Origin of the sequence: Pseudomonas orientalis (genome assembly GCF_002934065.1) — a bacterium.
In the GTDB taxonomy this organism is placed as follows: Bacteria; Pseudomonadota; Gammaproteobacteria; order Pseudomonadales; family Pseudomonadaceae; genus Aquipseudomonas; species Aquipseudomonas orientalis_A.
The window spans coordinates 122501-136491 of the sequence record NZ_CP018049.1; the positions used below are offsets into that span (position 1 = coordinate 122501).

General features: G+C 56.9%; 8 protein-coding genes and 3 rRNA genes (1 of these 11 cut by a window edge). 6 read left to right on the plus strand and 5 right to left on the minus strand.

The features are described 5' to 3' along the window. The 4 genes from BOP93_RS00585 to BOP93_RS00600 form a co-directional block, all read left to right on the plus strand. Window positions 1–1708 (plus strand): 23S ribosomal RNA (locus tag BOP93_RS00585); it begins 1184 nt to the left of the window's first position. A 157-nt stretch (window positions 1709–1865) separates the two neighbouring features. After that, window positions 1866–1981, plus strand: a 5S ribosomal RNA gene (rrf, locus tag BOP93_RS00590). 109 nt (window positions 1982–2090) lie between these two features. Then, a 5S ribosomal RNA gene (gene rrf, locus BOP93_RS00595) occupies window positions 2091–2206 on the plus strand. A 274-nt stretch (window positions 2207–2480) separates the two neighbouring features. Further along, the gene (locus tag BOP93_RS00600; protein ID WP_104501191.1) at window positions 2481–4361 is read left to right on the plus strand and encodes a methyl-accepting chemotaxis protein; all 1881 of its coding nucleotides are present in this window, start codon (window positions 2481–2483) and stop codon (window positions 4359–4361) included. Between the two features lie 51 nt (window positions 4362–4412). Here BOP93_RS00600 and BOP93_RS00605 read toward each other — a convergent pair whose 3' ends face one another. From BOP93_RS00605 to BOP93_RS00620, 4 genes are all read right to left on the minus strand, one after another. Next, on the minus strand, window positions 4413–7790 hold the full coding sequence (locus tag BOP93_RS00605) for an amino acid adenylation domain-containing protein (protein ID WP_104501192.1): 3378 nt from the start codon (window positions 7788–7790) through the stop codon (window positions 4413–4415). Then, the gene (locus BOP93_RS00610; protein ID WP_104501193.1) at window positions 7787–8734 is read right to left on the minus strand and encodes a diiron oxygenase; all 948 of its coding nucleotides are present in this window, start codon (window positions 8732–8734) and stop codon (window positions 7787–7789) included. Before BOP93_RS00610 ends, BOP93_RS00605 begins: the two co-directional genes overlap by 4 nt. Then, complete coding sequence (locus BOP93_RS00615) at window positions 8731–9489, minus strand: DUF3050 domain-containing protein (protein WP_104501194.1); 759 nt, start codon at window positions 9487–9489, stop codon at window positions 8731–8733. Before BOP93_RS00615 ends, BOP93_RS00610 begins: the two co-directional genes overlap by 4 nt. 375 nt (window positions 9490–9864) lie before the next feature. Further along, complete coding sequence (locus tag BOP93_RS00620) at window positions 9865–10572, minus strand: GntR family transcriptional regulator (protein WP_104501195.1); 708 nt, start codon at window positions 10570–10572, stop codon at window positions 9865–9867. 251 nt (window positions 10573–10823) lie between these two features. Between BOP93_RS00620 and lapG the strand changes: the two genes are divergently transcribed. Continuing rightward, window positions 10824–11516 carry a cysteine protease LapG gene (gene lapG, locus BOP93_RS00625; RefSeq protein WP_104501196.1) on the plus strand — a complete coding sequence of 231 codons (693 nt, stop codon included), beginning with the start codon at window positions 10824–10826 and terminating at the stop codon, window positions 11514–11516. Between the two features lie 14 nt (window positions 11517–11530). Continuing rightward, window positions 11531–13477, plus strand: a complete 1947-nt coding sequence (gene lapD / locus BOP93_RS00630; RefSeq protein ID WP_104501197.1) for a cyclic di-GMP receptor LapD — start codon at window positions 11531–11533, stop codon at window positions 13475–13477. A 126-nt stretch (window positions 13478–13603) separates the two neighbouring features. Here the strand turns inward: lapD and BOP93_RS00635 are convergent, their stop codons facing one another. Beyond that, window positions 13604–13942, minus strand: a complete 339-nt coding sequence (locus BOP93_RS00635) for a tryptophan synthase subunit beta (protein ID WP_065884439.1) — start codon at window positions 13940–13942, stop codon at window positions 13604–13606. Window positions 13943–13991 lie beyond the last annotated feature (49 nt).

Genomic DNA, 13991 nt, shown 5'->3' on the forward strand with positions numbered 1-13991 from the left:
GTTCTGTAAGCCTGTGAAGGTGAGTTGAGAAGCTTGCTGGAGGTATCAGAAGTGCGAATGCTGACATGAGTAACGACAATGGGTGTGAAAAACACCCACGCCGAAAGACCAAGGTTTCCTGCGCAACGTTAATCGACGCAGGGTTAGTCGGTCCCTAAGGCGAGGCTGAAAAGCGTAGTCGATGGAAAACAGGTTAATATTCCTGTACTTCTGGTTATTGCGATGGAGGGACGGAGAAGGCTAGGCCAGCTTGGCGTTGGTTGTCCAAGTTTAAGGTGGTAGGCTGGAATCTTAGGTAAATCCGGGATTCTAAGGCCGAGAGCTGATGACGAGTCGTCTTTTAGACGACGAAGTGGTTGATGCCATGCTTCCAAGAAAAGCTTCTAAGCTTCAGGTAACCAGGAACCGTACCCCAAACCGACACAGGTGGTTGGGTAGAGAATACCAAGGCGCTTGAGAGAACTCGGGTGAAGGAACTAGGCAAAATGGCACCGTAACTTCGGGAGAAGGTGCGCCGGTGAGGGTGAAGGACTTGCTCCGTAAGCTCATGCCGGTCGAAGATACCAGGCCGCTGCGACTGTTTATTAAAAACACAGCACTCTGCAAACACGAAAGTGGACGTATAGGGTGTGACGCCTGCCCGGTGCCGGAAGGTTAATTGATGGGGTTAGCTAACGCGAAGCTCTTGATCGAAGCCCCGGTAAACGGCGGCCGTAACTATAACGGTCCTAAGGTAGCGAAATTCCTTGTCGGGTAAGTTCCGACCTGCACGAATGGCGTAACGATGGCGGCGCTGTCTCCACCCGAGACTCAGTGAAATTGAAATCGCTGTGAAGATGCAGTGTATCCGCGGCTAGACGGAAAGACCCCGTGAACCTTTACTATAGCTTTGCACTGGACTTTGAATTTGCTTGTGTAGGATAGGTGGGAGGCTTTGAAGCGTGGACGCCAGTCTGCGTGGAGCCAACCTTGAAATACCACCCTGGCAACTTTGAGGTTCTAACTCAGGTCCGTTATCCGGATCGAGGACAGTGTATGGTGGGTAGTTTGACTGGGGCGGTCTCCTCCTAAAGAGTAACGGAGGAGTACGAAGGTGCGCTCAGACCGGTCGGAAATCGGTCGTAGAGTATAAAGGCAAAAGCGCGCTTGACTGCGAGACAGACACGTCGAGCAGGTACGAAAGTAGGTCTTAGTGATCCGGTGGTTCTGTATGGAAGGGCCATCGCTCAACGGATAAAAGGTACTCCGGGGATAACAGGCTGATACCGCCCAAGAGTTCATATCGACGGCGGTGTTTGGCACCTCGATGTCGGCTCATCACATCCTGGGGCTGAAGCCGGTCCCAAGGGTATGGCTGTTCGCCATTTAAAGTGGTACGCGAGCTGGGTTTAGAACGTCGTGAGACAGTTCGGTCCCTATCTGCCGTGGACGTTTGAGATTTGAGAGGGGCTGCTCCTAGTACGAGAGGACCGGAGTGGACGAACCTCTGGTGTTCCGGTTGTCACGCCAGTGGCATTGCCGGGTAGCTATGTTCGGAATAGATAACCGCTGAAAGCATCTAAGCGGGAAACTAGCCTCAAGATGAGATCTCACTGGAACCTTGAGTTCCCTGAAGGGCCGTCGAAGACTACGACGTTGATAGGTTGGGTGTGTAAGCGCTGTGAGGCGTTGAGCTAACCAATACTAATTGCCCGTGAGGCTTGACCATATAACACCCAAGCAATTTGACTACTCTAAGGAGCATCAGATTGCGGTGTGTGAAGACGAGATGAACCGAAAGTTCGACGCTCACAAAACACCGAAAACTATCACATACCCAATTTGCTGAAGCGAGGCCATCTGGTCACGACTCAGTACCCGAATTTCTTGACGACCATAGAGCATTGGAACCACCTGATCCCATCCCGAACTCAGCAGTGAAACGATGCATCGCCGATGGTAGTGTGGGGTTTCCCCATGTGAGAGTAGGTCATCGTCAAGATTAAATTCCAGAACCCCTGTTTGCTAACGCAAACAGGGGTTTTGTTTATGTAGAAGCTCATGAATTTCACCGGTACGTTGCCAATGCAACGGCCTGGTACACAGAATTTCTTGACGACCATAGAGCATTGGAACCACCTGATCCCATCCCGAACTCAGCAGTGAAACGATGCATCGCCGATGGTAGTGTGGGGTTTCCCCATGTGAGAGTAGGTCATCGTCAAGATTGAATTCCGAAACCCCTGTCTGCTAACGCAGACAGGGGTTTTGTCGTTTAAGGCTGCACTTGACCGATAACTGACTGCACTTCTACCGCCTGTCGGCCTCTTGCTCTAAAAGAGGAAGATTCACACAAATCTCTAAGATTTATCGCTTTTTGGCCGAAAGCCTGACGAGCCATGCGTGCACCGAAATAGAGCGGTCACAGAGTCCGCCTATCGCGTTACATGGAATGTTCCACTCGGCACGCTCACCCCCCTTTGGCAAAAGAAGTCGATGAAATGAATCTCAAGTTCAGTCATAAAATTCTGTTGGCGGCGTCAGGCGTCGTGGTTCTGGCCTTCGCGCTGTTCACGCTCTATAACGATTACCTACAGCGCAACACGATCAGGCAAAACCTGGCGTCCTCCATCCAGCAATCCGGCGAGCTTACCGCCAGCAGCGTGCAGAACTGGCTCAGCGGCCGCATTCTGGTTCTGGAAAACCTGGCACAAAACGTGGCCCATCAAGGGAGCGGCGCCGACCTTCCCGGGTTGGTCGATCAACCGGCGTTCACCGCCAACTTCCAGTTCACCTATGTGGGTCAAACCAACGGTGTGTTCACCCAACGTCCTGATGCGAAGATGCCCGAAGGCTACGACCCGCGTCAGCGCCCTTGGTACAAACAAGCGGTAGTAGCCGACAAAACCATGCTTACTCCGCCTTATATGGCGGCTGTGGGCGGCCAGATCGTGACGATCGCCATGCCGGTGAAGAAGAACGGCGAGTTGTTGGGCGTTGTGGGTGGAGACTTGAGCCTGCAAACTTTGGTGAAGATCATCAACTCGGTGGATTTCGGCGGTATTGGCCATGCGTTCCTGGTCAGTGGGGATGGCCAAGTCATCGTCAGTCCTGACCAGGACCAAGTGATGAAAAACCTTAAAGATATCTATCCTGGTACCCAGGTGCGTATCGAGAAGGTTAACCAGGACGTTGTCCTCAATGGACAGGACCGCATTCTTTCGTTTACGCCAATCAGCGGGTTGCCGGGGGCTGACTGGTACATCGGTCTGTCTATCGACAAAGACAAAGCCTATGCCGCACTGGGTAAATTTCGCACTTCAGCGTTGATAGCGATGCTCATCGCCGTGGTAGCGATTGCCGTGCTGTTGAGTTTGTTGATTCAGGTGTTGTTGCGTCCGCTGACCACCATGGGCGTGGCCATGAAGGACATTGCCCAGGGCGAAGGTGATCTGACCCGACGCCTCGACGTCACGAGCAAAGACGAGTTCGGCGAAGTCGGCAGCGCATTCAATCAATTTGTTGAGCGCATACACGCCTCGATTTCCGAAGTGTCCTCGGCGACACGGCAGGTGCATGACTTGTCCCAGCGTGTGATGGCATCGTCCAACGCATCGATCATCGGCTCTGACGAGCAGAGTGCACGTACCAACAGCGTGGCGGCAGCGATCAACGAGCTGGGCGCCGCCACCCAGGAAATCGCACGTAACGCCGCTGATGCTTCGCAGCATGCCAGCGGTGCCAGTGAACAAGCTGACGACGGTCGCAAGGTGGTGGAGCAAACCATCCAGGCAATGTCGGAGCTGTCGCAGAAAATCAGCCTGTCCTGCACTCAGATCGAGACCCTTAACGCCAGTACCGACAACATTGGCCACATCCTCGATGTGATCAAGGGCATCTCCCAGCAAACCAACTTGCTCGCGCTGAATGCGGCCATCGAAGCGGCCCGTGCCGGCGAAGCTGGGCGTGGGTTTGCCGTGGTTGCTGATGAGGTGCGTAACCTGGCTCACCGTACCCAGGAATCGGCAGAAGAGATTCACAAGATGATCACTTCCCTGCAAGTGGGGTCGCGTGAAGCCGTGACCACCATGAACGCCAGCCAGGCGTCCAGCGAAGAAAGCGTTGAAGTGGCTAACCAGGCCGGCGAGCGTCTGGTCAGCGTGACGCAGCGAATCGTGGAGATTGATGGCATGAACCAATCGGTCGCTGCAGCGACCGAGGAGCAAACGGCGGTGGTTGAGACCCTCAACGTCGACATCAATCAGATCAATCTGCTGAATCAGCAAGGCGTGGCCAACCTCAACGAGACGCTCAAGGACTGCGATGCGCTGTCCCAGCAGGCCAGCCGATTGAAGCAATTGGTCGATAGCTTCAAAATCTGATCCTTGGCGGCAGTCGGAGCAAGGCTCCCGCTCCGACTGCTCTGGAGCCACTCAGAGAAAGCCGATGGTCCTCAGGTAGTCACAGCCTTTGCGCAACAATGCGGGGCTCTTTGGCGGGTAGTGTGTGCCCATTTGCGCCACCCCCCATTGGGCATTGCTGTAATGGATCATCGAAGTGTCGCCGATGTCCTCACCCACCCCATCAAGGTAAAAGCCCAGTACGCCGAACAACGCGTTGTCGTGGCGTACCGTTCGCAATGCCCGTTGCCACTGTTTAAGGCTTATCCGTTCAAAAGTGTGTCCGGCCTGGCTGAACGCATCAAGGTACTGGTCCCAGCTCAACGGCTGTGGATTGTGCAGGTTGAACACGTTTCGCCCAGCGACAAAACGGGTGCTGTGAAACGCGATGAAGCGCGCCAGGAAGTCCACCGGCATCAAGTCGAAGTTCCCTTCCATTCGAGGGACCCTACCCAACTGCAGCGAACCCTTGAGCATCAACATCAAGCGATTTTTATCGGGTTGGCAGACGCCATTCTGACTGTTGAAACTGATGTTTCCCGGTCGATGAATATTCACCCAGGCTCCTTGCTCGACTGCCCGCCCCAGCAATCGCTCGGCCACCCATTTCGAGAGGTTGTAACCATTTTTCACATAGAGCGGCAACGCGCGGCTGGCAGGTACTTCGAGTACATACCGATCAGTGTCGATGCTACTGCAGGCCGACAGCGTCGAAATGAAATTGAAAACTTTCTTACAGTGGGTTTCGCAAAGACGCAGGCATTCAAACACCGGTTCGACGTTGGCTTTGGCGAGCGCCGTGTAGTCCATTACATGGTTGACCTGCGCCGCATTGTGCACAAGCACGCCATGGTTGCGGGCGAGGTGCTCGTATGCCTCACAGGAAAGGCCCAGGCGTGGTTGGCGCAGGTCCGCGGCGTACACCTGCACTCGACTCAGGTCCAGCAGGTCCAGTCGGTATTCACGCAACGCCTGAGTGAATCGATCCGCCGCCGACTGGCCCGGGAGCGCCCGTACCAGGCACGCTACTTCTTGCGCCCCACCTGCCAGCAATGCCTGGACGATATGCACGCCGACGAAGCTGTTGGCCCCCGTGACAATCGCCTTGCGTGGATTTCCGGCGCGGTGCTCAGGTAGCACCTCAAGTTTTAATGCTCGGGATGCATCGTTTTCCATTTGGCTGAAAGATGTATCCGGCACTGCTGCTCCTTCCATCTGTAAGGCCAGAGTCCGAATTGTCGGCGCTTCAAAAAACTGGCTTAAGGACAAACTGCGGCCAAACTGCTCACGCAGGCGCAGCAACAGGGTGGACAGCAGGATCGAATGGCCACCCAGGTTGAAAAAGCTGTCATCGATCGACACTTCACTGACAGGCAACCCTAACAACTCCCCCCACAAGTTCACCAACTGCGCCTGGATCGGCGTGTGCGTGCCGCAACGAGTCACCTCCTCGGTGCGGGTACTCGGTGCTGCCCGCAACGCCTTGCGATCGATCTTGCCGTTGCTCGAAGAGGGCAGGCTCGGCAACTCGCTCCAGGCGACGGGTTGCATATGCTCAGGCAGCCATTGCTGGCCGTGATCCTTCAGCCTGGCCAACGTAGCGCCGGGTTCGGGCTGGGCAGCAAAGACAAGGATTCTGCACGCCTGATCAATCACCACTGCTACTTGGCGAAACAACCGACTGCTGCGCAAGCACTGTTCAATTTCCTGAGGCTCTACTCGAAAACCGCGGATCTTGACCTGATCATCCCGTCGACCGCCCAACTCGATACCCTCCGGCGTCCATTGCGCCAGATCGCCGCTGCGGTAAGCCTGCAACCATTGTCCGTCAGGCAGCGCCAGCTTGACGAACGGAGAGTCAGCTTGTGGTAGTCCGTTCATATAGCCCTGGCTGACTCCGGGGCCTGCGATGTACAGATCGCCCATGACTTGCTCATCCACCGGTTGCAAGTGGTCGTCGAGGATCAGGACCTGAGTGTTGGAAATGGGCAAACCGATGTTGCGATTGCTGTCACCGAGCCGAAATATTCGATGGGTTGCCAGTACCGTGGCTTCGGTGGGGCCGTAGAGATTGTGCAGTTGGCATTGACCTGCCAGTCGCTCGATCACGTAGGGCTCGCAGAAATCGCCGCCGGTGAGCAGGTGAGAGAGGCCCAAAGGCTGGTCCAGCGGCAGAATGCTGAGCAGTGCCGGTGGCAGGAAAGCATGGGTGATTCCCTTCAGGCGAATCAACTCGACCAATTGGCGAGGATCGTGACGCTGGTCTGCGTTGGGCACAATCAACTCTGCGCCTGCCATCAAGGCGGGAAAAATATCGATCAGCGACGAATCAAAGCTCAGCGGCGAAAATTGCAGGACACGACTCCTATCATCCAGCGCTACACGGGTACTGAGCCAGGCGGTGAAATGCGCCAGATTATATTGGCTGAGCAGCACCCCCTTGGGCTGCCCGGTGGTGCCGGAAGTGAAAAGTGCCATGCACGGCGCGTCGGCGCCGTGACCATGACGCATCAGCGGTTGAGTAGGGTCGATATCGTGTGAGGCAAGCGTACCCACATCAAGTGAAACGAAATGATCGCGCAATGGATGCACGCCATTGGCAAGTAATACGCAGGCACCTGCGCTTGTCAGCATGCTGTGCTGGCGTTTTACCGGATGATCCGGAGACAGCGGCAGATACACCGCGCCGCAACCCAGCACGGCCAGAATGCTCGCGTAGAGCTCGGTAGATTTTTCCAGGCACACACCCACCACCGATGGGGTTCCATTGCCCTCCAACAGGGGCAGCAAGCGTTGCTGAATCGCCATGGCTTTTTCATGAAGTTGGCGATAAGTCACCACGCCATCCGCGATATTCAGCGCTGTACGATTGGCGAAGGCGCCAAGGCTGGCCTGCAAGCGTTCGATCATGGGCACCTGTGCCGTGCGAAGCAGCGCGGGATCTGCCGTACGATTGAATCGGTGCATGAACGCCAGCGCCTCCAGCCCTTGCAAGCCCTGTTCGGGCGAGGTGTCGGAGTGGGTCATCGCACAGAAAAAGCCTGGGTCTCTTGAGAATCCGCTGACCAACGAGGCTGCCCATTCCACCAGGGTGTGTTCCGCACGACGGCGCAACCGCTGGCCGTTGCCACTGGGCTCATCGGCGACGTTGTGCACGGCCCGCAGGCGCCGCTCACGGTCGTAGCAGCGAAACTGAAGCTCGGGTAGCCCATTTTCGGACACAGGGCCGATGCCCACGCGCAGGCTCATCCAGCAAGCGTCGGTGGATAAGGCTGACGGTGGCTGGCTACCGTCCTCAATGACCAGGTCGACCGTGCCCGTCCCGGCGGTATGCCCGTATTGTTCCAGCACATGCTTGAGCGCCTCCAGCGTCTGGCCGGCACCGCCCCATTCAATCGTCAAGCGCCTCATGCCAATCTCCCCGGTGCGCGCAGGTAGCTGTCCAGCGCTCGGGCCACGCCAGGCGTGTGCAGTACACCGCTGTGATGCAGGAAGCTCATGATGTTGTCGACCAACGGGTGCTGACGAGTGATGGGAAAGTCCAACGCCAGGATTTCACCCTGCAGCGCCAAACGAATTTCGGCAGTGATATCCAAGTGTTCGATCAACTGCAGGTCGAAGCTTTTCTGTAGGTCGTTGGTCAGGTAATGGGCCAGGAACGTCGGTAGCACAGCGGCGATGCAGTCGCGATCCTCCGCGCTTGCCGACTGCCAATAGATGCGCACCAACTGTGTCCAGAACTGTGCGTGGCGCCCTTCATCAAACAGGTGATCGGCCATGAGGCCGCGCACGGACGACTTGACACTGTCGTCCTTGGAAAAGGCTGCCACGTCATGGGTGACAGTGTTTTCGGCGATGGCCACGACGATCAACTCAACCGCATCGCGCAAGTGCTCGGGTGCCTGCGCCTGAGCTGCCGGCAAGGCGCGGCTCAGTTCGATCTGTCCGGACAGGTCGAGCGGTTCGATACCCGTCAACTCGACGGCTTGCTGCAGGAAGTCCAGGGCTACCAGGGCGTGGTAATCCTCATCCACCACGACGGTCATCGCGTCGTAGCGGCAGGCGAGGGGGAGGGGCAGCGGGAAGCGATTCTTGGCAATACTGCGGGCAGTCTTGTCGACGATCTCGGTTTCAAAAATCACGATGTCATGGATGAATCGATAAAAGCTTTGCGCCAGCACAAAGTCGCGCGATTGCGGGCAGTGCTCGAGAAAGGTCGCACTCAGCACCAGCGGTTGGCGGTAAAGGGGAAAGATCAGCTTGCCGTCGTTTTCCAACATGCGGCGCGGGCGAGTGCGAATGGTTGCGCGACGCTCCCAGTCTTCGGCGAAGGAGCGGTAGTCGATAGCACTCATGGATGAACCTCTTGCATCGAGGTCTGCACGTCATCCCAGAAGGTCATGCGGCTTTGCAGCGCCTCGAGGGCAACGCTATCGGCTTGTTGCTGGCGAATCGGGTCTGCGCCGATCAGACGCTGGAGCACCTGCTCCGCCGCCGGTCCATGCTCCTGGCTATCCAGCTCGATATGACGGTTGAGGTAGTGACACAACGTGGGCGCCTGCCGAGCAATGAAGGGGCTGCTAAACAGAAGGCGCTCGAACATTGATGCAATGACGCCCTCGCGACCATGCAGAAAGGCCGCCGCTACGCAGTGAGTCGGGGCACTGAGTGCGATCTGCCATGTACTGTCGACAAAACGGGGCACACCGGCCGGCGCACCGATCATTTGCAACGCTGCGCTTACCTCCACGCCCTGATGTTGCAGGTCAATGAATCGCGTGATGACGCGGGTGTTGGCGCCCACTTCCACCATGGCGTCCAGGTACAGTTCAAAGTGGCTGCAGTGGCCCCGCGTCGGATGTTCATCCGACTCCTCGCCCAGCACGATTTCATTGATCAGGCGTGCGGCCTGTGGATCAGTTGGCGGAAGCCATGGTATCTGGGTACAAGTAAGATCTTGTTGCAGGCGTTTGGTCAGGGTCATGAAGTCCCAGACCGCAAATACATGACTCTCCATAAAGCGTTGTAGTTTGCTATGCGAAGTTATTTCTACGAATAACGGATGGTTGCACAGTTGCAGTTTTTTCTGTTCAAGCAAATGATGATGCATGGTTGACGCCTATAAAATTGTTGCGACTGCTTTAGTTGCAGTAATGGAGTTTTGTAGTTGTTAGACAGAAGATTGACTTTGGTGTGTATACACACGCCTGGCCCGCACTCATTGCGCTGCCAGCTGATTAAAAGGTCTATTGGGTTGGTGGATGATAGTAAACTGATTAAACGTTTGGATGAGCTTGTAAATGTATTAGATGTTTTTTCGAAAATAAGCTTCCGAGAGAGAGAGTTGTTTCAGATGTGGGAGATTTCGTTATATAACGCCGATTATTATGACTTGCGAGTTGACTACAGCGTTAACAGCGCGGGACGCTTCCTGACAAGGAACTGTGCCGCGCGGTGTAAAGGCTAAAAGAAAGGTGCGAACGCCTTACGTACGTTCTCTATTCGCAGTTTCGATGCCATTGAGGTATGTATTGATGACCTCCATGCCGCGCATCAAGTGATTACGCAATGTCAGGATGCTTTCGTCGATTTTCTTTTGCACCACCAGGCTGAGCAACTCGCGGTGGTCTTCCTGTGACGTCTCGCCCAGTCCCATGGCTTCAAGGTTGAAGCGCAGAAACCGCTCTTCCTCATTCAGCCCGTGCTCCACCAGTTTGAGCAATCGATGGTTAGGCGCCTTGCCATACAAGACCATGTGAAACAGGCGATTGAGGCGGCCAATCTCGCTGTAGTCTTTCTCACACTCCAGCGCATTGATACAGGCCTCTGCCTCGGCGATATCAGCCTCAGTGAGCAGTGGGATCGACAAGCGCAAGGCCTCGGACTCCAACAGCATGCGCAGGGCATAAGTCTCGGCCGAATTGTCCTCGATCAATGGCGCGACCACCGCACCCTTGTGGGTCACCACATGCAGCAGGGATTGTGCTTCCAACTGGCGCAATGCTTCGCGCACCGGCATGCGGCTGACGCCGAACAGGCTGGCGAGCTCTTGCTGGCGCATAGCGGTGCCACAGGGCAACCGTCCATCGAGAATGGCGTTGCGCAACGTTTCTTCAATAACGGCGCGGGCAAGATGAGCGGGAATTGGTCCGCTGACCTTGATGCTGCTTAAAGGGTTCGGCTTCGGCGTCACGGTTACGCTGGCCTCCTTTCTTGAATAATAAGTGTGTTTATTGGATCCAATGCACACTAGAGATGACCCAAGCGCTTGTCAAACCACCAAAGTTTCCGTTTGTAAGGGCTTACAGCGTGTATTTTGTGCGTCTCACAGAGGGCGGTTACAAAGTCGCTCTACCGATCGATGATCTCACTATGCCATTGTTTTTTCCGGGACGAAGCTTCACCATCCTCTGAAATTCCGTCTCTCTTCATGGACCGAACGCCTTGGCGGTAAGTTTTATTCCCTATCGAGTTCTTTGCTGGCTTTTATCAGCAATCTTATTGGCCGGCCTGATGCTTGGCGGGCTGCATGCCGATTGGGATTTCTCGCAGATCAGCCGCAAGGCCAGCGCCCTGTACGGGCCATTGGGCGAAGGCCAGCAGCGTATTGACGCCTGGCAGCGGCTGTTGACCAGTCAAAAGCAGGTCAGCGAACAAGAACAGCTCAAGATCGTTAACTTGTTTTTCAACAAACAAATGACCTACGTCGAAGACATCGATCTCTGGCACGCGGTCGATTATTGGGAGACACCCATCGAAGCCCTCTGGAAGGGCGCCGGTGACTGCGAAGACTACGCGATCGCCAAGTATTTCAGTTTGCGTCACCTGGGTGTGTCCAGCGACAAATTGCGCATTACCTACGTCAAGGCCTTGCGTCAGAATCGCGCGCACATGGTCTTGACCTACTATTCCACCCCCGACGCGATCCCGCTGGTGCTCGACAGCCTGATGGACGACATCCTGCCGGCTACCCGCCGTACCGATTTGATCCCGGTGTATTCATTCAACGCCGAGGGCCTTTACCTGCCCGGCGCCAAGGGCAACAAGAAGGTCGGCGATACCAAACGCTTGTCGCGCTGGCAGGATGTGTTGAGAAAAATGCGTGCGGAAGGCTTTCCAGCCGAGCCTGCCAACTAGGAGTAACTGATCGGATGTCTTTGTTCAAACAGCTGTTGATCGCAATCTGTCTGTTCCTGGTGGTCGCCTTCAGCGGCAGCTTCATGGTCAGCCTGGAAAGTTCGCGCACGCAATACGTCAACCAGTTGCGCTCCCATGCGCAGGACGCCGCGACGGCGCTGGCGCTGTCGCTCACCCCCAATATCGATGACCCGGCCATGGTGGAGCTGCTGGTCAGCTCGATCTTCGACAGCGGTTACTACGCCAGTATCCGCGTGGTGGACCTGGCAACGGACAAAACCATCGTTGAGCGCAGCGGCATTCCGGACAGCAACGGCGTACCCAACTGGTTCGTTAAATTGATCGGCCTGGAGCCGGCCGGTGGCGATGCGCTGGTGAGCCGTGGTTGGGAGCAGGCGGCGCGCGTCGAGGTGGTCAGCCATCCGATGTTCGCCCTGGCCAAACTCTGGCAGAGCGCCTTGGGCAGCCTTGGCTGGTTGCTGCTGTGCGGCGCTGTCAGTGTGGTGCTTGGCGGGTTGCTGCTGCGCCGCCAATTGAAACCGTTGGACTACATGGTCAGACAGTCCCACGCGATCGCCCGCCGAGAATTCCTCAGCCTGCCCGACCTGCCGCGCACGCCGGAACTGCGCCGGGTGGTGCAGGCGATGAACCAGATGGTGGAAAAGCTCAAGGCACTGTTCCAGGAGCAGGCCGAGCGCAGCGAAAAGCTGCGCACCGAATCCTATCAGGACAACCTCACCGGTCTGGCCAACCGGCGTTACTTCGAGATGCAGCTCAACGCCCGTGTCAGCGACCCCGAAGAAACCAACTCGGGTTACTTGCTGGTGTTGCGCGTCAAGGACCTGGCCGGCTTGAACCAGCGCCTGGGGGGCCAGCGTACCGACCAGCTGCTGCAAGCGGTCGGCGAACAGCTGTTGCGCCAATGCGAGCCGTACCCGGAAACCCACAACCTCGTGACCCGGATCCGTGGCGGCGAATTCGCCGTGCTGGCGCCTGGGCTGACGCGAGAGGAAGCGCTGCAATTGGCGCAGAACCTGGAAAGCACCTTACTCAGCCTGCAGGCCACCGGTGCCAGCGATGTCGCGCCCGTGGCCTATATCGGCCTGGCACCCTTCAACCATGGCGATGCGCCGCAGGCGCTGCTGACCCGCGCCGACCAGGCCCTGGCGCAAGCCGAAGGGCAGGGTGACAGCACTTGGGTGTGCCTCGACCACGGTGCCGCCGCCAAAGTCGGTGACGATCACCACGCCTGGCACACGCTGTTGGACCAGGCGCTGACCCAGCAGCGTTTCGAGCTGTACTTCCAGCCGGTCGTCGCCAGCCAGGATCCGCAATTAGTCCTGCATTACAAAGTGCTGTCACGCTTGCACGACGTTGACGGCCATACCATACCCGCCGGGCGTTTCCTGCCGTGGCTCGAGCGTTTCGGCTGGTCCGCCCGCCTGGACCGCTTGATGCTGGAGCAGGTGCTCAAACAGATGACCGGCCACAGCGATAGTCTGGCGCTGAACCTCTCAGCCGCGACCTTGCAGGACCCAGAGGCCCTGCAGCGCATTTATGACCTGCTGCGCCAGCACAGCAACCTCGGCCCGCGCCTCACCCTGGAAATCGGTGAAGAGCAACTGCCGGAGCAGCCTGTGCTGGAACAGATGACCCAGCGCCTGCGCGAACTGGGCTTCTCCCTGAGCCTCCAGCGTTTCGGTGGGCGTTTCAGCATGATCGGCAACCTGGCCCGCCTGGGCCTGGCGTACTTGAAAATCGACGGCAGCTACATCCGCGCCATCGATCAGGAAAGCGACAAGCGCCTGTTTATCGAAGCCATCCAGCGCGCGGCCCACAGCATCGATCTACCGTTGATTGCCGAACGTGTGGAGACCGAGGGTGAGCTGAAGGTGATTCGCGAGATGGGGATTTTTGGTGTGCAGGGCCAGCTGTTCGGCGAGCCGGCGCCCTGGAAATAACGCAGAACACATGTGGGAGGGGGCTTGCCCCCGATAGCGGTGTATCAGTCGCCTAAGTATCGCCTGGTCTACTGCTATCGGGGGCAAGCCCCCTCCCACATTTTAGAGTCGGCGCAACTTCAGGGCTCAGATAAGCCCTTTCTCATCATCATTGATCAACTGACTCAACCCGCCCAACGCTTCCCGCGCCTGGTTACGGTCCATCAGTTTGGCCTGGGCTGCGGGCGGCAGGTCCGTCACGCTGATAACGCCCTTGCGGGTGAGCACCTGGATCAAATCGTCCAGCACCCGAATCATCTCCAGGTCACTCTGCTTGAGTTGGGCCAGGCTGGTTTCCACCACTTCGTTGGCGTACCAGGCCTGGATCTCATGGTGATCGGCCGGCAGTGTGTCGGTGGATTCGGCAAAGGCGGCGGCCTCTACGCGACTCAACGCGCCCTGTGCATCACGTTGCACGTAAAACATAAGAACCCCTCGAAGATGAGCCACACACCTTTAGCCCCATAGGCTGGCC

Coding starts and splice junctions, on each gene's coding strand:
- BOP93_RS00610 (WP_104501193.1), bottom strand. CDS start 8,734: ATGAGTGCTATCGACTACCGCTCCTTCGCCGAAGACTGGGAGCGTCGC.
- BOP93_RS00605 (WP_104501192.1), bottom strand. CDS start 7,790: ATGAGGCGCTTGACGATTGAATGGGGCGGTGCCGGCCAGACGCTGGAG.
- BOP93_RS00635 (WP_065884439.1), bottom strand. CDS start 13,942: ATGTTTTACGTGCAACGTGATGCACAGGGCGCGTTGAGTCGCGTAGAG.
- BOP93_RS00600 (WP_104501191.1), top strand. CDS start 2,481: ATGAATCTCAAGTTCAGTCATAAAATTCTGTTGGCGGCGTCAGGCGTC.
- lapD (WP_104501197.1), top strand. CDS start 11,531: ATGTCTTTGTTCAAACAGCTGTTGATCGCAATCTGTCTGTTCCTGGTG.
- BOP93_RS00615 (WP_104501194.1), bottom strand. CDS start 9,489: ATGCATCATCATTTGCTTGAACAGAAAAAACTGCAACTGTGCAACCAT.